Source organism: Marinobacter psychrophilus (assembly GCF_001043175.1).
Taxonomy (GTDB): Bacteria; Pseudomonadota; Gammaproteobacteria; order Pseudomonadales; family Oleiphilaceae; genus Marinobacter; species Marinobacter psychrophilus.
The window spans coordinates 1123210-1147839 of sequence record NZ_CP011494.1 but is presented as its reverse complement, the minus strand read 5'-3'; the positions used below and the strand labels follow the sequence as shown (position 1 = coordinate 1147839).

Sequence of the window (24630 nt, the reverse complement as noted above, 5' to 3'; positions counted from 1 at the left end):
ATTTCTGGATGGACATGTCACCGCAGAAACACGCCGACTCAGAAAAAAAGCGGTTACAGAAAACCGAATCCATTCAACCCCAGGGTGTGTTACTGGTACTGGATAGCCAGCTCTTCATCCAGTACTGCAGCGAAAACGTTGATGAATTGCTGCAACTGCCTTACACCGCAGTGCTCGGGCGCAATGTTGATGAGTTTACCAACACCGCCGACATCGAACAGATACACAGCCTGAAAGGCCTGGGTGACTGGCGCTCTTTCGGATTGCTGAACCTGCGAATCCGCCAGGGCGACAACTGGTTGAACTGTAACGCAGCGGTCTCTTATGACAACCACCGCTGGCTGGTAGAACTGGAACTGCAGGCCCAGAATGAGGATCAGAATGCGCTTTTCGGCCAGCTGTTCATACCCACACGGGCTCTGCTATGGCAGCTTAACCGCGAGCAGGATTTACACAGCTACACCCACAAAGTGGCAGAACTGGTGCGCCAAGTAACCGGTTACGATCGGGTGATGATGTATCAATTCGATCACAACAGCGATGGCGAAGTGATCGCAGAAAGCCGTTCAACGCAAATGAACAGCTGTCTGGGAAACCGTTTTCCGGCGTCGGATATTCTGGCCCAGACCCAGGCGCTTCGTAGTCAAAACCTGACTTGGGTGACCGCGAACAGAAAGTGCGCCACGGTGCCTGTGCACGGCGCCCCGGACATTGATACCGACCAGCCTCTGGATATGACCTATTCGGCGTACCGTTCGCTGCCACTGGTTGACTTGGAACATCTGGGCAGCCTGGGTGTAGCAGCTGCTCTGACTATTTCGCTGACCCAGAATGGCAGGCTCTGGGGCTTGCTGATGTGTCATCACAACACCCCGAAAAATGTAACCCTGCGGGAACGGAAGCTGTACGAATTTATCGGCCGAACCATTTCCATCAAATTGCCAGATTTGCAGCGCAATGAGCAGCCACTGCTGCAATCAGAACAGGACTTCCGCAGACTGGCGGAGCTGTCCAATGACATGACCGTGCGTTTACAGGGCGACGGTACGATTAGTTATGTTTCGTCAATTGTAAAATCCCTGCTGGGCCACACCGTAGAAAGCCTGCAGGGAACTCCCTTCACCCTTTTGCTGAACGATGAAGGCGTCGACGCCTTCGAACGAGGCCAGCAAGCGTTGGAGCAAGCCGGAGTAACGCAAAAAATCGCTCTCAAATTTCGGCATACAGACCGCCATTCAGTGTGGGTAGAAGCCACGATGTGGCAGCCTGAAAGCAGCGCCGGCCCTGGCCAAGGCGTGGTTCTGAGCGCTCACGATGTGAGCCAACGCCAGAAATATCAGCGGCTTATCGAGGAGCTAAACCAACACAATAGCCTGCAACAGCAAGACCAAGACGGCAATGATCAGCAACCGGTTACCAGCCAAACATTTCTAGACCAGACGTCTGAAGCCGTGGTTATTGCCGGTGCCGATGGACGGATCCAGTCCGTTAACCGCTCGTTCTGTGAAATTACCGGTTACACCTCGCAGGAAGCGATAGGCCGTAACCCTTCGATTTTACAGTCGGGAATTCACACGGCTCATTTTTATGAGTCGTTGTGGCGTTCCCTGAGCGAAAAAGGCCGTTGGAAAGGTGAAATATGGAACAGCCGCAAAAATGGCGAGGTTTATCCTCAGCTGGGCAGCATTTCCATCATTCGTAACAACGACGGCAGTATCCGCAACTATGTGGCGGTTTTTTCCGATGTATCCAAAGCCAAAGAGGCCGAAAACAATCTGTTTTTTGCTCAGAACCACGACCTACTTACCGGCTTGCCCAACCGTCAGTACTGCCTCGACAAAGTCCGCCATGTGATTGCGGAAAAAGCTCAGGCTGTGCCTGGAGTTGCCGTTGTGTTTCTCGACATTGACCGATTCAAACTGCTCAACGATGCCCAGGGCCATCACACCGGTGACCGTTTTCTGCAAGCGGTCGCCCAGCGCCTGGCCGAAGCTTGCCCAAAAAATGGACTGCTGTGCCGCTGGGGCGCCGATGAGTTTGTGCTGGTGCTGGAGCAGGTCACAAACCGTGATGGCATTGCGGTTATTGTGCAGACGTTATTCAATGCGCTCGCCAAACCGTTGAAGCTGGCGGGCCATGAACTGATCCCCTCCGCTTGCGTGGGCATAAGTTTCTACCCCGAAGATGCCGCCGACGCCCAAGGGCTGATGCAAGCCGCGGAAACCGCGTTGTATCTTGCCAAGGAACGCGGGCCATCCAGCATAGAGCTGTTTACACCCTTGCTGGCCGAGCGCCTGCAACGCAAATTCGAGGTTGCCAGTGAGCTTCGCCGGGCGATTCGGAACGACGAACTGACGCTGAATTATCAGCCCCAGATAGATTGCAAGACTGCGGAACTGCTCGGAGTTGAAGCGCTGGTGCGTTGGCAGCATCCAGTGAACGGCTTGATGTCGCCCGTCACGTTTATTCCGCTGGCCGAAGAGCTGGGGCTAATCGGCTTGCTGGGCGACTGGGTACTCGATAAAGCCATGGTGCAAATGGCTCGCTGGCGCGACCAGGGCCACCCTGTTCCGCAGGTGGCAGTGAACATTGCGCCACAGCAACTGGTGCCGGGTTTCGCCGATCATGTCCGCGACCTGCTAGCCAAACATCAATTACCGGCAAGTATGCTGGAACTTGAGATTACCGAAGGCGCTCTGGAGCGGGATGACCGCATCATCGGGTTGTTACAGGCATTGCGGGACATGGGCGTGCTGTTGGCCATCGACGATTTTGGCACCGGCTATTCATCCCTCGCCCACATCAAGCACCTGCCGGTAACCTGCCTTAAAATTGACAAGGTGTTTATAGACGACTTGCCAGACGACGCCTATGACGTGGCCATTATCCGAACCGTTTCGGCTTTGGGCCACAGCCTTGGTTTCAGGGTGCTGGCCGAAGGGGTGGAAACCGAAGAACAGTTTCTGTTCCTAGTGGAACAAGGCATCGACACTATCCAAGGTTACTATTTCGGAAAACCCATGGAGGCCAGCACACTGGAGCAGTGGATCATAGACCGCGATAAGGGCTAAGGATTGAGCATAAAAAAAGGTGACGCCGATGGTGCAAGCTGTTGTGTCCGGCTATCGTCCCCACTCCCAGCTCACACGCGCGTAAAACACCCAGTCATCCTGTTCCTGTTCGGCGACAATTAGGGTGATCGGCCAAGATAGTTAACGCCGAACACTAGACCAACTAGAACAATGGATAATAGATGCCAGAAAGCAGGCATCCACTAACAGCGAGGGAGTCAATTAGGCAGTGGATACCCGCTCTGACGAAACTACCGCAGTTAACAGACAAGAAAATGAAATGAGTTCCAACTCAAGGTCTACGATCGCTTCTAAAATATCGAACGCGGCGCTCGCGGCCAACACCTCTGATCCGCGATCCTCGATCATAGAGGTCAGCGCCTTTATATGTCGTTCGGCGGCGCCCGAGATAAATTTCAGCCGGCGACACGGGACTCTGTGCCGCGCTTCCACGTGGCGTGCCCGTTTGGGGTAAGGCGGCAGCAGAGCGCTGTTGAAGCCGACCTCCGATCCACGTAGGTCACCAATACCGGCTTGCACGGTTCGCTTCGAAAAATGACCGTTACGAACGACGGCCTGACAGCCATCGATAAGGCGCCTGTCAGCATGCTGATCTAGCAGCCTTTGTAACTCAGCCTCCACCGCCTGTGCGATCAGTTGCCGGGCGCCAGATCTCAGCAGCTCGGTAAGCGGATCAAGGGAGGGGAATGCTCAATGGGCGAAAATGCTATATAATCTCGATATCGGAATCAATGAGGCATGGTCGTGGAAACGCAAGGTCAAACAGTCCATCAGGAATCACTTTCAAAGCAAGCAGCGTTCTTTGAGGCAGGCGTTCGTGGGTTAAGCGCCAAGCCTGTAATGGATGATCTGAAGGTCACTGAGCTGAAGATGCTGCTCCTGCTTGCGCGTTTTAAACCTGGCTACTGGGTGGCGCTTGAAAGCATTAGAAATGAAGTACCGGTATCGTTATCAACCTTTAGTCGATCAATCTCCAAGCTGTCTGAGCGCTGTTCTTTGATCTCTCTACGCAAGAGTTCCTTGAACGCAAAGCATAAGGAGATTCGGCTTTCTAGCTTGGGTAGAGCAGCAGTCAAGCATTTTGCGAGTCAATTAAGGTCAGCAGGCGAGCCCAATGGTGCAGGAGTGGGGATTCCTCAAACCACTAAAAATCGGTATCTAACTGGCGCAACGGCATTGAATATCCCTTCAAAGGAGGGAACCGGTGACTGGCATTTCATTGAGGTGTTTCAAGGCACACATGGCCGAACAGCAGGTCCGTTCCAGGTGGCAGGTATTGATATGCCCGATACAACATCCATCTTAGGTTTAGAAGAGGTAGAGGATCGCTCAGCAGATCTGGTGCGCTGTGGTTTGGAACAGTCCTATCCTGTTTTTGCAGCTAGCCATTATCGAGCTATGACCGATCTCGTCTATGCGAGACTGCATGACGGCAAGGGGTTGGACTCTTACCGAGTGGATGATTGGTTTCCGGTGAACGAGGACCAGCAGAAGCTAAGAGAGATGCTTAAAAAAATAGAACCGAGCCTATCGACATCCGCTTCAAAAGAGCTATACCGTTGGATAAAGGAGCAACATCTTGAGTCAGCTTAACCTTACGCCTATTCGTCAGCAGCACGTAGACATCATGCGGCTGATAGTAATGGTCAACTAATTCCAGACAGTCTTTTAAGTTTTTCTTCGGCGACCACAGGTGACATACCGTCATTAAACGTGTGGGGGCGCTGTCGGTTGAAGTAGTCCATCAGATAGCTCCATTTCTGGCCAGCCCAGATGTATGTGATATCGCCACACCAGGCCTGGTCTGGGCGACTGACGCCGAACTCACGATTCAGTCTATTGGGAATGTCTGGTATCTCTACTGTTGCCTGTTTGTATGCATGCGGCCCTGGCTGTTTGCAGATCAGCCCCAGTTCACTCATCAGTCGACGAACCTTGAAGCGTCTAATCAAAACGTCTTCGTTGTTGAGCATGGTGGTGATCATCCGGTTTCCTGCCGAGCTTCGACTCTTGCGAAATATCCGGTTTACATCAGCTCGCAGAACCACTCGTTCGACATCAAGAGAGCGGTGGTAGATTCAACCGGTCAGTGCAACATAATGCACTTTGGTGTTCTCCGGAGTTTTCATGATGCAACCGCACGTCTCAAAAATCAGAGGACTAACGCCGCAGCAGAAACAGGAGCTATGGGAAAGGTGGAAAAAAGGTCAGTCGCTCAGTGAGATTGGGCGGGCCCTGGGAAAGCATGCAGGGTCGATCACTGGAATGCTTGCGATGCATGGTGGTATTGCTCCACCTGGGCGTTCCAGATCCGCCAGGGTGCTCAACACTGGCGAGCATCTCACGGGGCCTATTTGCAACGCTTGTAGAGCGACAGTCTAGATTGACCATGCTGGTTCACGTTGCAGGCAAAGATACAACGAGCGTTGTTTCGGCACTTTGTAGAGAGGTCGGCCGCTACTGCAGAATTCCGGCGATTCGAAATGCTTGAGGCGCTCCAGCAAGAAAAGGTGACGCCGATGGTGCAAGCTGTTGTGTCCGGCTAACGCCCCCACTCCCAGCTCACACGCGTGTAAAACACCCAGTCATCCTGTTCCGGCACAATGTCGGCCAGGGCATTTGCATAGGTCATATTCACCGAGACGCCCTTAACACCGCTCCAACCAAGGCCCACGCCCGCAGCCTCGGGAGTCTGCGTGGGATTTCTGGAAAGCACGGTGCCTATGTCATAGAACACAAAGGGGTCAAGGGCTCCGCCCAGCACGCTCAGCCCACTGTAATGGGCTTCAAGACTGGTCTGAATGCCATAGTCGCCGCTGATCAGGCCTGGCACATACCCGCGAATCGATGTCGGCCCGCCGATGGAGTAGGCCACAGCACCGGGAATCGCTTTCTCATTGGTGTACTGATAATCCATCTGCACCAGACCGTACCAGTTGGACTGACCTGGCCGGTAATAGCCGCTGGCGTCTCCGGTCAGCACGGCAAAGCTCTGATCGGTTCCGCTGGCTGACTTGTTGTGGGTGCTCACCCAGCCAACCAGTTGTCGGCCTGATAATTGCCAGTTCGGGCCAAACCAGGTGAACTGCGCGCCGGTATTGAGTTTGTTAATGTCATAGTCACTGATATCTTGGCCAAGCACCGACGTTTTCGAAACCGAGTGCATCGCAGAGCCCAGCGCGTTGAGCCAGAAATTACTGGTCGAAATAGCAAGCCAGGATGCATCCAGCGTCAGGCTGACCGAATCCCCCTCAACCGACAGGTCCTTAAAATCCCCCTCAGTCACCTCTGACTGGTTCACCGCGAGGCTTCCACCAAGCCGCCAGCCACTGGCTTTGACCGGTGCGCTATAGATGGACGAGAACGCCTGGTTACCATCCGACACCAGGGCATAGAGCAAGCCCCTGTCACTCCCGGTAAATATGTCCTGGCGGCGATAGATTGCGCCTAGTTCAACTTCACCGGAGCTCGCGTAGCCATAGTTATCGACAAACAGCTCAACGTTATCCTGCAGCGGCTCATCCACCACCACAACGATATCGGTGAGACCAAAATCCTTGCCTGCTCGCAGCTCGGCCTGCAGCCGGGCGTCGTTGACCCGATTGAACTTGAGAATATCGCTTTCCAGCGCTTTCATATCGAGCAGTATTGTATCTTCAGGCAAGGGCGCCCATTCGCGCACATAAGGGCCTGGCAGATAGCTGTTGCCTTCAATAAGCATCTCGCCCAATTTTCCTTCACCAGACGGATGATCACAACACCGCCTTCAATTGCCTGCTTGGGGAGTAACGCAGTGGCCGTATAGATGCCTTTTGCCTGATAGGCCGCGTTGATCTGTGCCACCATCCGATTCAGGTCGGATAACCGCGATTCCTTGCCAAGGTAAGGCAACACGATTGTTTTCAGCTCCTCCGGAGTAAACAGCTCTGATTTGGTAAAACGCACACTTTTGAGTTCAAAAGAGGGCCCCTCATCGGTTGTTTCTATTACATCAGGAGCAACCAACGGCTGTTCACGCTCCTGAATCTCCCGACGTTGTTGCAGGTCCTGTTCACGTTGCAGCAGTTCCCTTTCACGACTGGCGGGGTCGGCAGCCGGTGGAAGAGTTACCGCATACGCAATCGGGGCGAGCATGCTGAAGATGATAATCTGCGGAGCGAGACGCCAATAATTCATTCAATATTCCTGATTGATAGACGAGGGTCCATGATCGATTGGCTACCTGGAAGAAATTTCCAGTAAAATCTCGTCTGCCGGCGGTACGTCAGCCTCCCCGTTCAAGTTTTGCTCTGCGGTGTTTACGGTCTGTGAACCAAAGTTCACTGTGCGCTCCGAGTAGCTCGAGCTCTCCGGAATACTGAAGCTCGTTTCTAACAGCGGGGGCTCGCGCATCCGGGTTTGCATGATGTACTCCGCGCTGAGTCGCTGCGCTGAAAGCTCTTCCAGCGCCTGCGGCACTTCCAGCCGGTAGAAAAACATCACCAGTGGGTCACTATAGCGGCTTACGCGGGCATTGGTACGCAGCTCAAAGCCCCGGGTGTCAAGCCAGAACTCTGTGCCCGGAGCGACCAGCTGCCCACTCACATCCCGTGGACGCAAGTCATCATTGTTCAGGCTCAGAGTCAGGTCAGCGGTTTGCATTTCCAGACTGTCCAGCACCACGGCTTTGTCCAGATTCAAATCACCATCCACGCTTAACGAGCCTTCTTTCGATTTGAACCTGTCAATATAAAGTTTACGGGTATTAACCACCTGCACATTAATTTCATCTGCGCTAACGCCCTCGAATCCTTGCAGCGACATATAGGTGCTGACCGCCCCTTTACTGTCTACGCCGACATCAATCGTGGGCGCTTCCAGTGCCAGAGGTCCACCACCATTTAACTCAATCTGACCAATCCTCAAGCCCTGGCTGGAGGCCAGCTTGCCTTGCTTCATGATGATCGAGTCGCCGTCGATAGCGCCGTCTATCCACAAATAAGGATTTCCAATCAGTTCGCCAAAGCTCAGGCTGCCAGCCACTCTCAATATCACATTGCCATTGGGCGCCCGCAAAAATGGCGAATAAAGGCCTCGCTCTGCGACAATATTGATATCGCCATTCTGGGTTTCCGCCGACAACCAGGGCATATCCACCACCAGCGGGTCACCCATGCCGGTGACGGCGCTGATACTGCCCTTGGCCCGGGGTCCGGTGGCACGCAGGTGCACCGGCGTGTCCTTACGCCCGGTAATGGTGCCGCCGCTGTTCAGGCGGACCGCATCATCGCCATTCCACGACGTTTCCAGTGCCGCTAACTGCATGTCACCCGCAGTGTTAATACTCACCTGACCCGCCGCGTCAAGACGTGAGCCAGAGCCCATTGCCAGAGTTTTCGCATTGATTGCCGCCGATGCGCCCGCATTGACCGGGCCATCAAGGCTGATGCTGCCCTGAGTCGAGTCAATATCCAGGTCACCATCGAAGCTCAATGCCTGCAGGGTCAGGTCGTCGACTGCCGTCAGCGTGGCATTGCCACGCCCCTGCCAAGTCGAGCCGATGTCCATGCTGATGCTCTGGGCATCGGCAGTCAGTTCACCCTCGGCATCCACGGCGCCTGAAGTGGTCAGTGCACCCGTGGCCAGCAAGGCCAGATTACCGGTAGTTGTCGACAGATCGCCGACGCTGAGCGCACCGGCCGTCGCGTCCAGCGTTGCGCTGCCCGCACGGATGGCCGCTGCCGCCAATTGAATGGCAGAGGCTGAAATCGCCAGATCGTCTGACACCGTGACCTGCGGTGCTCCGTTGGCACCAAGCGCACCCGCCAGATCAAGGCTTAGACTGGTAGCACTCAGATCGCCCCTCAGATCCACGTCGCCCACGGACGTCAGATCGAAGCGCTGAGCTATGGTCACATCCCCCAGACTGAAGTCTGTGGTATTGCGCACATCCAGCCAGGCATTGGCGGCGTTTACGGTAAGCTCGCCAGACCCGTTCAGCGTCAGATTCAACCCGTTGGCCGAACTTCCGAGATCACTCAAGCCCGCGTCCAGTGCGATGTCTGAACCCTGCAAGAAGTGGTTGGCGTCGTAGCCGAGTATGTTCTGATCATTGAACAATGACAGAATGCCGCCGGCCGCCACGGAGCCAACCCGCAAGTCGGCGCCACTGTGGCTGAGGTACAGATCATTGGCCGCACCGGCCTGACGCAAGGCCCCCGAAAGCTGCACACCCATGGCCTGGGTAGCCGAACCTATATCACCCTGGGTATTGGCCAGGTACAGATCATGCGCCTTGATATTGTTGACCCCGGCTTGCGCCGCTATTGCGCCATCAACGATCAGACGGACATCATCATTGGCAGAGGCTATTTCACCGACCGTCAATGAGGAGGCCGACTCGATAAAGATGGAATCACGGGCGGCCACATTGAGCGCCCCAGTGGTGTCGACCTTGATCGGATCAACCTGTTTGACGGTCAAGGTTACCGCGCTGCTGGTCAGGTTCGTTGAGATGTCTCCCGGCCCGGCCGACAGCAACGCCGATTTCTGTTCATTGGTGATGGTTGCGGTATTGTCACGGGGCACGCTGAACACCAGGTCAGCCAGATTCTTGCCGACGCCGCCGTTGCCAGCCATCAGATGGATATTCGGCGCAACGATATTGGCCTCACGATCCGTCAACTGGCCCGCTGCGTCTGCACTCAAAGCCGCGGCGGAGATACTGATGTCGAGCTGGCTCTGGGCCCAGGTCGAGCCTTCAACCATATTGGCATACCAGCTGCTGGCAGCATCAATATCCAGCCGGAAGCTGTCGTTATAAGCGCTGGTGAACAGCGCGCCGTAGTCGTAGCCGACCAGCGTGCCTTTCTGTTCCTGGCCAATAGCATCGGCGGCATTGGCGTAGACATCAGGCGTTGCCACCTGATCAACAAACCAGTCATCCAGTGCCCGATACTCTGCCTTCACCCGTGCGGTCAGCTGCGCGACATCCGCAGTGTCGTAACGGATTTTCATGGCATCCAGATACACAGCATCAATGGCGAAGCCGCTGTCACTATCATCACTCAGGCGCTGCTTGAGCATCCAGTAGTTGTGATATTTGCTGTTGAACTGGTTCTGGTAGGCCGTCACCGCTCGCTCACCGGCGGTACCGTCGAGCAGGCTCAGCGAATCCCATACCGAAGCGTCATAGGCCAGTTCCTTCACGGACTTCTGTTGCTGCCCAAGAGCATTGGTTAAACTGCCATTACCCAGGCGGATAACCACATTGTCGTTGGCCTCAATACGATTAATTGCCAGATCACCGCTAGCTTGCGAAACCACAATGTCGTTGGCGGCATGCAGGGACACAGCGCCGGTTGATGCGATATTGATGTAGTTGTAGCTTGCCGGGTCACTCAGCGTGCCGAGACTACCGATACTGCCCGACAGGCTGGTGAGATTAATGGTGTTGGCCGAAATCAGCGAGTTAGCATCTTTGGCAACAATGCTCTTGTCTGCCGAACCCAGAATGCCGTACTTCGCCGACAGCTTATCAATGGCCAGTGCCGAGCCCATGGCGGTGGCATTGAAGCTCAGCGAGCCGTTATCAGACTGCAAGGACAGTTCGTTGGTAGTGATCCCCAGCGCGTTACCGACACTGCCGATATCGCCATTGGCCCGGATACGAGTGATACCTGAGTTGATCGACGAGGCACTGGAGGCCGTCAAGTCGGCGTCGGTGAGGATATTGGTCGTGCCCCTCGGGTTGTAGATGTTGCCGGTCAACTGAATCGGTGACTGCGAGTCCAGAGTGATATTGCCTTGCGCCAAACCGGTGAACTCCAAACGGATCGAGTGATCCGCCTTGACGTAGGTGTTGGCAACCATACTCAGCTGGGTGGCAATGCGCACGGTAGGGTCAGCATTGGTCAGGCCGTTACCGTAGTAATCGCTGTAACTGAGGTTCCACTTAAAGGCGCTGGTGACCGGGTTCCCGGCGGCAGCGTATGTCTGCTTGAGGTATTGCGCGGCGACGCCGCCGGAGCAGGCCTCGGGTTTGGAGCCACAGGTAGTATATCTGCTGGATGTGGTATTCCAGTCATTGATGTTATCGGGGCCATAGTTCCAGTCAGTAACCGTGTTCGGGTAATTGCTCAGGTAGCCGTTCGCCGGCTGCGTATAGTCTCGCGTGACCGTCGCATCTTCGCGGAGGTAGAACAGCTGCCCGGCAAGCGGCTGGTAGGTCGTAAATGAGGTGGTGCCGGTGCCACCAAAGCTGCCGATTCGGACTGACGTCTTCGGATCAAGATGCGACCCCGCCAGGTAACTGGTCTGATACTGGCTGATCTGGCCGCCCGGGCTATGGACGTACCATTGCGACACACGGCTGTTTTTTTCAAGGTCCGTGATGCGAATAATACCCGTGGCATCGTCGCCCGCGCTGAGCGTACCAACCTCCAGCCGGCTGTTGGAATCGTTGTTAATGGCGATCTGACCCAGACCATCTTTAACGACGATCTTGCCGTCAGGGCCGGTCGAGGAGATGCGCGCGACGATGTCCACATAACCACCGCTATTGGCCGGGATATCATCAATGCGCAGAGCTGCCGAGGCCACATCGTATTTCAGCTTGATCCCCGACGTCCCCGCTGCACTAGCGATATCGAAGGTGTAGGCCGTGGTCTTATAATAATCCCGATCGTAGTCCGGCAAGAAATAAAACGGTTGATAGTCCGGGTTGACAACCCTCAGGAATTTGGCTTCGCCCGGCGTCAGATTGATGATATCCCCTGGAGCCAGACCTGCATCCTTTACATACTGCTTAATCTTGGCGTCAAAACCAGCCCCTATGTTGACCGACGAACTATTGTCGGTGCCCGATTCTATGAGGCCGTTAATGTCCACGCGCCTGGCGTTGATGATGACTTTGCCCGCAACAATCGAGGCGCTGGCGCCTCCCAGCTCGTCGTTAACATCCTGGTAGCTGGCCGTCCGCAACAGCCCCCGGTCGTCCTGGTAATCGGCAATCCGCCGGAATTTCCAGGTGCCACCACCTCGTGAGGAGTCGTTTTTTACCAAATCAAACACCACAGGATTAATGCCAGTGAATGCACTGGTATCTCTGGCCTCGCTGAAGCCCCAGTTGAAATAGATGTTCAGCTGGTCGTAGCCGTAGGGCGACGACGAGTAGTAGGGATTATTGAGCGGAAAACTGCTATTGGGGAAGTCCAAGGCTTCACCGGTAAACCAACTATTGAACGCATCAAAGCCCGTGTCGCTAATCTCCGTCGAATACTTGTCATTCAGATAATACTGCACGAACTCCGTTGCGCTCGCCGGCCTCCACCCATCGGTGAAGTTGACAAGTGCGGTGGGGTTGCGACCGGGGTAATTGACTTCGTTCGGGGTGTTAACCAGCTGGTTACCGTTTACCACAGTCAGGTTAACCGCGTTGGCCCGGATCTGCCCCTGTTGAATCAAGTCGCCTTCATCAACCGTAATATTGACGCTGGACAGCAGGTTGGTGATGTCGCCATCGATAATCACGTCGGAGTTCTTGACATTCGCCCCGTTCGGATTCGGCGAATGAGTGACGTAAATACCGGAACCGAAGGTGGTCTGCGCTTCACCGGTCTGCTCATCAATAAAGCTCGCGCTCAGGTTGGCGCCGCCGGTGACAAACACATTGCCGCCGGTCTGGTTGGCAATCGCCAGATCCGCCAGCATCAGATGACGGTCGGACCGGTTGTCGATAATAATGTTCGCATCGCCTTTAGCGGTAAAGTTGGACGTACTGCCCGCAGCCAGATTGATCGTGTCAGCGGTCAGACTGACATTGCCGGCCGAGGCCCGAACATCGGCAACCTTGATGACGACATTCTCCTGTGGGGAGAGGTCGTTGACGATCACAGACAACAGCCTCACCTGGCTCTGCAAGTCTTCGATTTCACCCACGTTAGGGTTAGTGCCGGTCGTGCTACTGATGCTCGTGCCGGTGCTGCTGCCGGCCCCATCGCCAGCCTCGTCACCGGCGCCCAGTTCGGCGCCTTCGGTGACCGTAGCGCCGGTCCAGTTCTCCAGCTCCGCGATCTGTGCATTCAAATCGTTGATGAAGGCCTGCAGTTCGGCACGCGATGAATACATGTCGGCCTGTTGCTCGGCCGTGCCATCCCGATAGAGCTGGCGGGTAATTGTGCCTGCTTCGTTAACTGTCACCGACTGATAGGCGTATTGCCCGGCGGTCACAGAGCCGCTGCCATTGAAGGTCAGGACATTGGTCACATCCTTGTCGCTGGCACCGAAGGTGGTCTCGGTGCTGAACAGCTCCAGGTAAGGGTTCTTTTCGACACCGGCAGCGCGGGCGTAGGTGGATCCCTCGATCGCACCAATACCGACATGACCGTCACTGCCAATGGTGAAGTTGTCGCCGAACAGCACCTTGTTGTCGAGCACGATATCGCTTTCAGCCTTGTTGCCGGCCGGGATCGGAATCGCAGTCCAGTTATAGATATTGCTGCGGGCGTCGGCAACCAGCTGGTTCTGACGCGCGCCACCGGAGCCGCGACCGGCATACAGGCTGATCTGGCCGTAGGCATCAACCACGAGGTTTTTACCCAGTTTCAGGGTATTCTCGACATCGACACGGACATCGGAGATACCACCGGCCACGCCGGCCACAGCCCATACGCTGACATTCGCCCCCGCCGCGGCACTGCCGGACGAATAGGTACCCAACCCGACCCCGCCCCAGGCATTGAGCAATTGCACACCCTCTGCCAGGGTGACCTGATTGCGCGCCCGCACATCAACATCCGACTCCGCGCCGGCACCCTGCAAGTTGCCACCGACTTCGATCACCACCTTGTCATTGACGAAAAACCCGGTAGCGGCATCCAGACTGATGCCGTTGCGGTAGTCCTCGTAATCCCCGGCCTGATCGGAAATCTTCAGCACGGCATCTTTGCCAACCTCCACCGCCGCTAACAGGTGTTTGATATTCTGGTTGGACAGTGCCGCCGTGCCGTTGAAACCACCGCCCCCGGCGCCATACACGCTGGTGGTGTAACTGGCATCCCACGGCGTTTGTATCTGACTGGCCTGGTTCAGTGCGTCGATATCAATATCCAGCGCACTCAGACTGACATTTTCACCCAGCACCACTTTGGCATTGGTATTGATTTCGACATCCGAAACAGCGCCTGAACCGCCCACCACGGAAACCGTGGTCGAGTCGGTGCCGGCAAAGAAGTTGACCTCATTGGTCGCACGCATGACCACATTGCCAGCGTCGATAGGTACTGTGCGGTAACCGCTGGACCAGTCATCTACCAGTACCGCAGCCGCATAATTGTCGTCGGCATGATCGCCCGCCTCGACCACCGCTTCCGCCGCACTGCCGGAGAGAAAACCACCACCACCAGCGGTGGTGAACGACTGGTTGTCATTCTGGCTGCTGGCGTCAAGGATCAAATCACCCGTGCGCTCCAGGGCTGCCATCGGGTCTTTTCCAAATTCTACCCGGGTCGAGCTGAAGGACTCCGCCAGACCCACCTGGTAGCCGCCGGCAAAGGCACCGATAAAGTAACCGTCGGCATCGGCGATCTGCACGCCGGTGTGCCGGGCGTAAACTTCGAAGTCGGCATCCGGAATGGTGACGTAGTCACCCACGCTGGCCACTGACTGAGCATTGTTGCTGGCCCGGGCTTCAGCACCGGCCACACCCAGCATCAAGCCGCCAGAAGCGGCGAATGCAGCGGCATGGGCGGCTTCATAGTCGGCATCCGCGCCATCACCGACTTCACTGCGCACAATCACGTCACCGCTGCCGGTGAAGGTCACACCATCGGCCACGGTCGCCCGTGCTTCGGCGTCGGTCATGGCGTAGGCAAAGGAGCCGCCCATGGAGTAGCCGCCGGAGACCGTCACACCGTAGGCGCTGGAGTAAAGCTCAGGCACCACCTGCGCAGACAGGCTAAGCAAGCCGCTGCCGGTGCCTATGGTGCCGAACAGAGTGGCATTGGCATGGGAGTTGTCATGGGCATCAGTCACCACGCCCTGAATACCCGCAGAAATACCCCCGGCCAGGGAAAATGCCGTGCTCTTGACCAGGCCTGAACTGTTTGCACTGACGGTCATGTTGTCGTAACCATCAACCAGCTTGCCGGTCTCGCCCAGCCAGGCATCCACTTCGCTGGCCTTCTTTACGTAACCGTAGCTCACGCCAATCGCAGCAGTGCCCAGATTCACGTTCAGCGAACCGTCAGTCGCCGAGTCTGGCCGGCCGGGGTCGACATCACCCAGGCGCAGTTCCGTGGTATCTGCTGCTGTGACGATCAGGTTGCCGGTATCTGAACCGCTGGCCGATGTTACACCTGCCACCACGCGATTCGCCGCACGAATGTCCACATAGTTGACCACTACGCTAACGCCGCCCAAACCAATAACAACCGATTTGGATTCACCGGCAGCATCTTCATCAGAAACATTCTCGATGGTCGCGCCAACAACCACGTTGTCCGCTGACAGATTGCTGTCGACAGTGGCAATGCTCATGTCATACATGCGGGTAATGCCGATCACGCCGGCAATCCCGGCGGCCGAGACTTGCGCAGCGCCAAGCAATTGATTGTTGTGCAGCAGCGCGCGGCTATTCACATTCAACGTGTCAACGTCGATCACGCCACCGGAAATCCGCGCTGCGGTAACACTTTCACCCGATATTTTGAGTGATGTGCCGGCTTCGGTGGTCGTGGTGGTGGTCGGTGCTGCCGTACGGTCGATACTTGCGCCGGACTGCGCCTCGATAGCGCTAATGTCATCGTCAGACAAATGGCTGTTGTAACTGGCTGTGTCGGTCTGCAGCACTGTGTTTGCGGCTGTGCGCGAAGGATCGAACTCGTCTTCGGCATTGGTGCCGTCATCGGCCGTGGTATCACCCTGGCCAAACAGGGCGACACCAATGCTCACCGCCGCACTGAACTTGCCCGCTGCGCCGGCGATACTGGTCAGATCACTCTGACGCTGGGAGGTGGCATCGATATCCAGCAGGCCGGCCTTGATATCCGCACCCACCACTTCACTAACCACCTGGCTGCGACCAAGCACAACGTTGGCGACCACGCCAACGCCGACCTTGGCGCCGACCCCAATACCCAAGGCGAATTGCCGGGCATCAAGAATTTCCTGGGCACTGAGGGTCACGTTATTGGCCGCCGCGATGCCATCTTTGCCACGAATAGTGGTGCGCAAACCGCCAGCACCATTTGCCTTGCCAAAAACACCCGCACGGGTCTCGCCCCTGAACTCAGTAACATCAATCATTGCCGCCGCGCCCCAACCGGCAGAAATACCGGCACCGAAGGCATGGCTGTTTACATTTTCCAAGCGCTGCGCGTCTACCGTAAGTTCGGTGACGTTCACTTGCGTGGTGCGGGTATCGGATGCATCACTCAAGTCGTTGCCGATCAGCGCCTTGCTGTCACCGCCGATGATGTTCACCGCCATGCCGAAGCCGACGCCCGCTTTCGCGCCTATACCCACGGCACCGGCAGCCACGTTGGCTTCCTGACGACGATCAGAGGACACCGTCAGACCGTTGGCTGTCAACGCACCGCCCCGCAACCATGCCCGGGTGTCTCCCAGCTGTTCGGTAATCACTATCGAAGCTGCGCCACCCAGACCACCGCTGCCGCCCACACCCGCTGCCACACCCGCAGAAACCGCTTGAGCGACTTTCGAGCTATTGACATCGATGCTGACGTTATCGGCATTCACCGTGCTGTTGTCGACAGTGGCTTTGGCCGCCTTCTTCTGGCTGTTGGTGGAGAAGCCACCAACGCCCGAGTTGCCACCCGAAATGGCAACGCCCGCCGATACCGCAAGTCCGGCTTCATGGGCGTTAGCCCGAACCAGTACATCGGCGCCGCTCTGGTTGCTGACACCGGCATTGATCGTGCTGCTCTTGATTTCGGCAGTGGTTGCATTGGACGAACTGTTGGTCGCCACGTTGACGTTGATCGCCAGAGATTTGCTGCCCGCGCCACCCACGGTGATCGCGCGCTGTTTGGTGCGGCTGGTGGCGTTGACAGCCAGGCCATCGACACTCTCCGTGGACTTGTCCAGATTGATCAAGGCAAAACCGGTGGTCAAGGTGTCGCGGTCGACCGGCGCGGCATTGCTGTCGTCACCGTCGTCCTCGGCCTGACCCGAAGTCGACAGATCCGGCAGAGTGCCGTAATTGGCCAGTGCACCGCTGTCCACGGTTATGCTATTGCCTTTGCCTTCGGCAATGACGTTCGCACTGGTGATAGACGCGGAGGTGTTGCCGTATTCCAGCGCAGTCGCTATCGCCACTGCCCCGGCCTTGTCACCCAGACCAATACCCAGCGCGCCGCTGCCAACCAGATTAACGCTAAGGGCGTCGGCATTGACCGCTACATTATTCCAGGCCTTCACGGTTGCGCCTTCTGCGATGCGAGCGCTGACATCACCATCAACGATGCCGGTACTCACTGACCCAGCGATTGCGCTCTGCTCGGGTGAGGCCGCGACCCCGGCGCTGATGCTCAGCAGCCAGTTGTCACGTGCGGCATCGACAATCAAATCCTGCACATTTAGGGTAGTGCTACCGTCCGAGACGTTGTCGCCGAGTACGGCCGCGTTGACATCCGAATCGACCCGGTTGGTCGCCACAGCGATGCCACCGGCAGAGCCGCCGCCAGAACCTGCACCCATCCAGGCAGTCGATACGCTGTCGGTAAAATCATAAGCTTGTACCGTAACTGTACCGCCCTGGGTGGCACTCGCATCGGCACTGCGATTGGTCCCTACATCCTTAATTGCTGCTTCAACTAGCTGATCCACATTGTTGACGCCGATCGCCCCGGCAAAAGCCAATCCTGAGCCAAAGGTTGCGCCGATGGCAATAGCATTGCCAACCAGCAGATTGTGATCGTCGGACGCGCCACTGGTGGCCTTGACCAGCACATCGCCGGAGGCCTGCAACGCGGTATTGGCAATATGCGCCTTGGTCGAGTGCTCGTCGGTGCCCACCAGGTTGAGTGCGACCGCCAGGCCACCTGCCTGCCCGGTAGAACCCGAAGTACCGACTGCGACTGCACCGGCAACGTTGATTATATCCATGTCATTGGTGGCAGTAACGGCAACCGTCTGGGCATTGATGCTGCCGCTGTCGACGCCGTCCCAATCGCCAATCTCAGCCTCGACGCGGTTGTTCAGCCGGTTGACCGCCACAGAACCCACACCCGAGTATTTACCGGTACTGACGCCGACACCGATGGCCACGGTGTACAGCAGCGAGTTGTCGCGGGCGTTGACGGCCACATCGGCCGTGCTGGCCTCGCCCGCATTGATATTCACATCCGCCATGCGCGCCGAGGTATCGCTCTTCACATCGGCATGGGCATAGGAAATACCCACATTGCTCTTGCCTGCCTGCACCACACCGGCCACGGCAATGATGCGCTTGCCGGCCGAGCTGTAGTCGCTGCCATCCTCGGCCGTGAAGTCGTACTTTGACTTCTTGCCATCCTCGGCCGTGAATATGTAGGTATTATCAATGACGCCCGCACCACTGAAATCATAATCCTCGTTGCTAGTACTGCTACCCAGGTCACTGAGCACCTTCTCCAGCAAAGCAACGTCGTCACCACTGGCATTGACTTTAAGAGTCTGCACACCACTGATGTCGGTTTTGCTGATCAGCGCCTTGGTATCGGAACCAATCGAACCCACGGCAAAGCTGCCGGCGAAACCCTGAGAGTTTTCCACGCCGCCATTGTAGCCACCACCCGCAGCGCCAATACCAATCCGGTTCACCGCACTGGCCGAAACAATAATAGTGTCGAAGCCGGTCAGCGTGCTGCGTGCTCCGTCACCGCTGATGAGCGCCTCAACCGCAGAGCCGCTGTAGACATCTTCGTTGTAGGCCGTGCTCAGGACATTGTTTGAGTCGGGATTGATCCCCGGCAGCATGGCGCTCGGGTCATTGATCTCGGCAAAGGTAATCGCCAGACCGCCGCCCTGCTTGCCACCCAGATAAAGCGAGCCACCGCCGACACCGACATCAACGTTGTTGTAGGCAGACACCTCAAGGCTGGGGGCAGCGATGTTTTTGCTAGTGATCGAACTGTCATCGATACGCGCAGAGGTGCCGTCATAGATCTGCGCACCGGAGACTGACAACGCACCGTTGTTACTGTTCTGCGTATTTTGCGCCGAGCTGGTAATCGCCAGCGCCAGCGCCACCGAGTAGAGCTCACCGCCATGCAGCGCCTGCACTTTTACATCTCCGGCATTCGTAATCGTACTGTTGCGGATACGCGCCAGCGCATCGTTAAAGCTGATCTGGTACGCAATCGCCCCGGCGATGGTGTTCTGCTTGGACGGTGAGTTAGCTCCAAGCTTGGCAATGGCACCACCACCGGAAGCGGCAGCTGAAATCACTTTTTCCAGTGCCTGTACCGTGACATCGACATCCCCGGTACCCTTGCTGCTGATGGTGGCGCCATCAATAAATGCCTTGACATCAATATTGTTGACTGAAACGGCGAAGCTGCCGGCACCGGTTATTCCGGTTTTGTCATTACTCACCGCTGGGGTGCTGTCGCCGGCCGGAGCGGACGAACTGCTGGCTCCATCACCGGCGGCTTTGCCGATCGAGGCATCACCCGAACCGGATGATGCGGCGGTGTAACTGCTTGCAGCTTTCGAACTGGGCCTACTCCAATAGTTCTCGAAGCGCTCGCCAAGGCCGGGATTATTGTTCGGTTCTTTAGTGACTGCGCCAGCTACTGCCAGCGAACCGTTGGTGCCGACGCTGCGCGCGCGCACCTTGACTTCGTTGGCAATGATGGCGTGCGGGTTCGGCACGGGCGTGGTGGGCGCGGTCGGAGCTGGCTGGCTGTCATTATTGAACGCCACCTTGGCTGACTCGGCGCTGTTGTCGCCAATAAAGGCCTTGGTATCGCCTTGGGCAATGTTGATCGCGACGGAAAAGCCCAGGGCCGTCTCATCAGACACGTTGATTGCGACCGACGCGGCCCAGTTGCCAAAGTCATGATCGGCCAACACGTCCAGACCAGAGGTACTGACGCTTGCCTGATTGCTTAGCGAAGCATGGGTGAGCGATTCGCTGTTGAGAATCGCCAGCACGCCGTTGAAGCCCATACCCTTGCCCATGCCTGACGAAGGAGTGACCAGGAAGTGCCGTTCGTCAGTGTGCGCCTTGATACCGACGTTGCCATCCACCGCCAAGGTGGAGGCGCCAATGCCGGCAACCGCGGTAGCGGTTTGCTGGACAAAACTGATACTGGCCCCGATCGACTTGCCGTTTTCACTGGTGCCAATGCTATTGGGGATCAGCACAAAGGTGCCAATGTTGCCGGCCAGATGCACACTTTCATTCAGGTTGTAGGCCTGCACATCCACGGAACTGTCAAAGTCAAAGCTGTAATCAATGGTTTTAAACGGTTTGGTGGTATCAAGCACAACCTGTGTTTCGGTGTTGCCCGCCACTATCCGGCCGGCCTTCCAGCTGCCGGTGCCGGTGGTCGTGAGTTTGACGTTATCGCCAATCCAGGCCTTGGTATCCAGATCGTTCACGACCACATTCAGCGAACCGCCGGTGGCCGAGGCGTCTGCTGCGGCGCCGGCATTGGCAAAGCTGGTCAGCACATTATTCTGCAAGCCGCCGACGCCATTCAACTTACTCAGCACATCGGAGAACGAATCCCACTTATCATAGGTGGTAGCAATCGGCACTTTTTGCCGGGCCAGCACGCCAACATTGACTGCAGAAATTTCCACGTAGTCGCCGATTTCGGCCACCGCATCGCCGGTGTTGATGGCGAAGTTCAGGGCAGCCGCGAGGCTTTTTTCCGAAGAGCCGGTCTGGTTGCTGCCGTTGGTGCGGCTGCTTGGTGAGGCGACGGCGGCCTCAGCCGAACTGCGCCAGGCACCCTGGTCATCACCGTGGGCCGCATTGTCATTGCCACCTAAAATCGATTCGTTATCCGTACCCAGATCGATGGCACTGGCCAGCAACAAATTGCCGGTGGAGTTGATCTTCGGCGCTTCGGCTTGCCCGGCAATGTTGTTGCCCAAATAGGCATAGGCCTCGTGATCGGACAGGTTCAGGGTAAAGGCCAGCCCACCTTTGAAGGCGATTTTGCCATCGGGGTCTTTCGGCACGTTCGCCTCGGGCGGCTTATGGGTATTAGCCAGATTGTCGACGCCACCCTTGATGGCACCAATTCCTGCAGCAGTCTGGGATCCCAGGATACGAAAGCCGACACCGCTGCCCACGGTAACGCTCGATTTGACCTGCTGCTGCACCGTGCGATCAAGCGCCGTGATGCTGACATTGCCGGTCTTATTGGCGTCAGTACCGAGCGATGCACCCATTTCGGCCGTGGCATTGGTATTGAAATCGCCTACGGCGACGGCAATCCCGTATTCGGTATCCTTCAGGCCCATGGCCGTGGCCGACACCGAGTAGTAATTCTGGTTTTCCGCCGCCAGCACCAGGTTGTTAGCGACAAGAATCGCACCGCTTTCAATCACCGCGGTGGCATCCACATCCGACTCGCCTACTGCGATGGCCAGCACGACCTTATTGCTTTCAGCGACAATAATGTCCAGCGCGCTGGCCGACACGTAGGATTCGTTGTGCGCCGTTACTGTCAGGTCGCCACCTGAGTGCACGGTGGCACCGTTCTGGATCGAGGTGTTGCTCATAGCGTCGGCGGTGCCGTAAATCGACGCCAGTGAGGCTTTGCCGCCAACGACCGTAATCTGGCTGGCCTGACTGACTGCATGGGACTCGGAGGCCATGGTGACATTGCCCGTAGCCTGCACATTGGCCGTGCCTTGGACAATGACCGACGCTTCCGCATCCGCCGCTATCAGGTAGAAGCCAGCGCCGATGGAGTTGCCAATGGCCATGGATGTGAGGCCCACAACGGGGTCTTCATAGAAAGATGCGATGGCCTGGCTCTGCGCCGTAACGGTAACATCGTTGGCATAAACCTTACCGGCAAGGGTAACGGATGAATCGGCGAGTGCAACGCCAAACCCGAGCTTTTGGGTGCTTCTGGCGGTGAGCGTGACATTACCGCTGGGGTCGGTAGTGATCTTGTCGCGGGCATCCAGCACACCGGTGCTGGTGATCTCAATGCCATTGGCCTCTATGGTGATACCGCCATCGGCCAGCAGGTCGCCGGCAATCTGTGCATAACCGGTGCCGATGTGAATGGTACCGCCATCCTCGTATAGCGCTGTGGGCGCTGTGTAGTCACCTTTATTTACCGCCGCCGTTCCCACATAACTGGCATTAAAGGCACGACCGGCGATCAGCTTGCCACTGTTGGTGACATTGACCAGGGCGCCCTGAAGATCAATACCGTCTTTGGCGTTGATCTTGCCGGCAATGGTAATCAGCCCGGTAGGCGAGACTGCTAACGTATCGTCGAAGCTCTTGTCGCCCGAGATCAGCTCAGCGATATCACCGCTGGTGGGTGTGCGTACAGTCAATTGGCCCACATTGACCACACCTGACGGGCCGACCAGAAAGCCGTGGGAACTGGCGAAAACGACGTTACCGCCAAGGGCGGGGGCACCACCCCCATCGACACCCTTATAGCTATTCAGAATGCCGTGAATTTCCGGGATACTGTCTTTAACGATGTTTACCAGCCTGGCGGCATTGTCCGGCACGATCAGGTTGATGGTGTTGCCATCGCCCACGACAAAATGCTTGAACACGTTGACAGGCACGCCATTAACGACATTGTTGTTGTTCTGGATGCTCTGAACTGGGCCAGGCGAACTGACAATGGCCGTATTGGCGTCTACCACAATGTTGTGCGCCGGCGCCGCCAGCGCCTGCAGCGACACGGCCGAAAGCAAAGTTCCCCACGCCGCGGTTCGCGCCGCCAATGTTCGTGCAAATGGCCGGCAACGACCCATAGCCAATACGAGTGGATGGTGAGGAAACTTCATTTTGTGGCCCAACCTGTGATGGTCATGGTACAGCGTCATTCGGCAGAGCCGAGGCGGGTAAAGCTGATCGTCATCCAATTACCACAAAACAGTTACCAGATGATCAGGAGCGGGTATTGAGCTTGTCGCTCAAGCGCGCAATAGCGCCGAGGGAGTGTAGGTGGGCATACGCCCAGGCGAGATACCCTTTACGGAACCACTGTGTAACAACGTCGTCTTCCAGCGTCATGAGTTTGTTCTCGTCTATTACGAACAAACCGTCCAGGCGCAACGGTTTCTGGTCGGCCGTTACCACCTGCAAGACGAAAGGTTTGAATACATCTGCTTCGGATGCCGCCTCACAGAACTCACGGGTACGCAGGTGCTCTGCATCAAAGTTGGTTACAAACTCGATGATCTTGTTCAAGGTGTCGGTATAGGCACCGTCATCCGCAAACAAAAGATCGCCTTCGCCTTGACCTTCAGCGGCCGCCTCCAAATCTGCTTCCGCCAGGCCAACATAGTCCGCATCAAAACAGACATTTTTGTCGTTGCTCAACACAAACGGATAACGGCGAATAAAGGCCGGCGTGTAGTTGCCCTGCCATCGACCACTGTCGTCGACTTGGTCGTGGCCCTGATTCTTCAAGGAGAGCAAGGCAATGGGAAAGTACGACCCGTCCTTATCCTGGCTGAACAGCACAGGAAGATCGCGACTGGCCTCAAAGAACTCGATGGCCAGAAGAGGTACCGAATTCACATCGCGGGTGAACCCGAAGTCTTTCACCGGCGAAAAGCGGATGCTCTTGTGGGCATCTTTGTTTAGAACCGTAGGCCGTTGATAGAACAAAAGTTCAGGCATTCTGGACCCCAATTGATTAACTTATTGTTAATTTATGCATATAGTTTATATCGCGTCGTGTTACAAAAAGATACAAATCGATAGCAAGCGTTCAGAATTCCCCAGAGCTCAGGGCTGAATTAACCACCACACAATAAGAATTCAAAGAGCGGAGAAAAGTGACCAACGTCAGATTTGATGACGGTTGTAGCCGTTTTTTCCCCGCCAGACCAAAAAACCGGAAGGAAATATCACGGCTAATCCTGCAGCAATCTTTTTGATTGGCATGCCAGGCATAAAAAAGTTGTGTGGGCTGTTTGTGTTCAACGATGGCCTTTTTCAATACCCGACCGTCATCCAGCCCTTGGCGAATACGGTGATGGGGCACATAACCGATCCCCACGCCGGCCTCAAACATATTGATCGCCGTAGCCAATTTCGGAGCGTAAATGACCTTCTGGCCCAACAGCGACTAGGTGTCCTGGGGTGAGATGTGTAATGACGTACCTTTCACCACGATGGCTGAGTAGGCCCGCAATACTTCTGCAGTTAACACCTCGGTATACCGGGCCAAAGGGTGCTGGCGCGTTGCGTAAAACAGCGCCTGACCTGACAAACTCCCAGCTCCTTTCTAGCGTATCGCTGATTTCAACGTTTGGCTGCCGCTACAGAATTCCGGCGATTCGAAATGCTTGAGGAGCGCCAGCAAGAAAAGGTGACGCCGATGGTGCAAGC

General features: G+C 56.3%; 7 protein-coding genes and 3 pseudogenes. 3 read left to right on the top strand and 7 right to left on the bottom strand.

Annotation, left to right across the window (positions count from 1 at the left end; genetic code table 11):
- Positions 1-14: 14 nt before the first annotated feature.
- Positions 15-3071, top strand: coding sequence for an EAL domain-containing protein (locus tag ABA45_RS05075; protein WP_084708276.1), 3057 nt, complete (start codon positions 15-17; stop codon positions 3069-3071).
- 447 nt (positions 3072-3518) lie between these two features.
- On the opposite strand, the pseudogene ABA45_RS18855 reads toward ABA45_RS05075, so the two are convergent.
- Positions 3519-3770: pseudogene (locus tag ABA45_RS18855) on the bottom strand (IS256 family transposase); the annotation flags it as partial.
- Between the two features lie 66 nt (positions 3771-3836).
- Here ABA45_RS18855 and ABA45_RS18250 point away from each other — a divergent pair.
- Positions 3837-4685: a hypothetical protein gene (locus ABA45_RS18250; RefSeq protein WP_157035523.1), complete on the top strand. Its 849-nt coding sequence runs from the start codon at positions 3837-3839 to the stop codon at positions 4683-4685.
- A gap of 131 nt (positions 4686-4816) precedes the next feature.
- On the opposite strand, the pseudogene ABA45_RS05060 reads toward ABA45_RS18250, so the two are convergent.
- Positions 4817-5161: pseudogene (locus ABA45_RS05060) on the bottom strand (IS3 family transposase); the annotation flags it as partial.
- Positions 5162-5222: 61 nt separating this feature from the next.
- Between ABA45_RS05060 and ABA45_RS19860 the strand changes: the two are divergent.
- Positions 5223-5452 (top strand): annotated as a pseudogene (locus ABA45_RS19860) (helix-turn-helix domain-containing protein); the annotation flags it as partial.
- A gap of 182 nt (positions 5453-5634) precedes the next feature.
- Here ABA45_RS19860 and ABA45_RS05050 read toward each other — a convergent pair.
- The 5 genes from ABA45_RS05050 to ABA45_RS18245 all read right to left on the bottom strand — a co-directional run bounded on the left by ABA45_RS05050 (position 5635) and on the right by ABA45_RS18245 (position 24361).
- Entirely contained in the window at positions 5635-6813 is a 1179-nt protein-coding gene (locus ABA45_RS05050; RefSeq protein ID WP_157035522.1) for a ShlB/FhaC/HecB family hemolysin secretion/activation protein, read from the bottom strand.
- Positions 6726-7268, bottom strand: coding sequence for a POTRA domain-containing protein (locus tag ABA45_RS05045; protein ID WP_048384566.1), 543 nt, complete (start codon positions 7266-7268; stop codon positions 6726-6728). Before ABA45_RS05045 ends, ABA45_RS05050 begins: the two co-directional genes overlap by 88 nt.
- 42 nt (positions 7269-7310) lie before the next feature.
- Positions 7311-23075, bottom strand: coding sequence for a leukotoxin LktA family filamentous adhesin (locus ABA45_RS05040; RefSeq protein ID WP_198147060.1), 15765 nt, complete (start codon positions 23073-23075; stop codon positions 7311-7313).
- Between the two features lie 103 nt (positions 23076-23178).
- Positions 23179-23916, bottom strand: coding sequence for a SapC family protein (locus ABA45_RS05035; RefSeq protein ID WP_048384568.1), 738 nt, complete (start codon positions 23914-23916; stop codon positions 23179-23181).
- Positions 23917-24007: 91 nt separating this feature from the next.
- Positions 24008-24361, bottom strand: a complete 354-nt coding sequence (locus ABA45_RS18245; protein WP_406564645.1) for a type 2 periplasmic-binding domain-containing protein — start codon at positions 24359-24361, stop codon at positions 24008-24010.
- Positions 24362-24630: the final 269 nt, after the last annotated feature.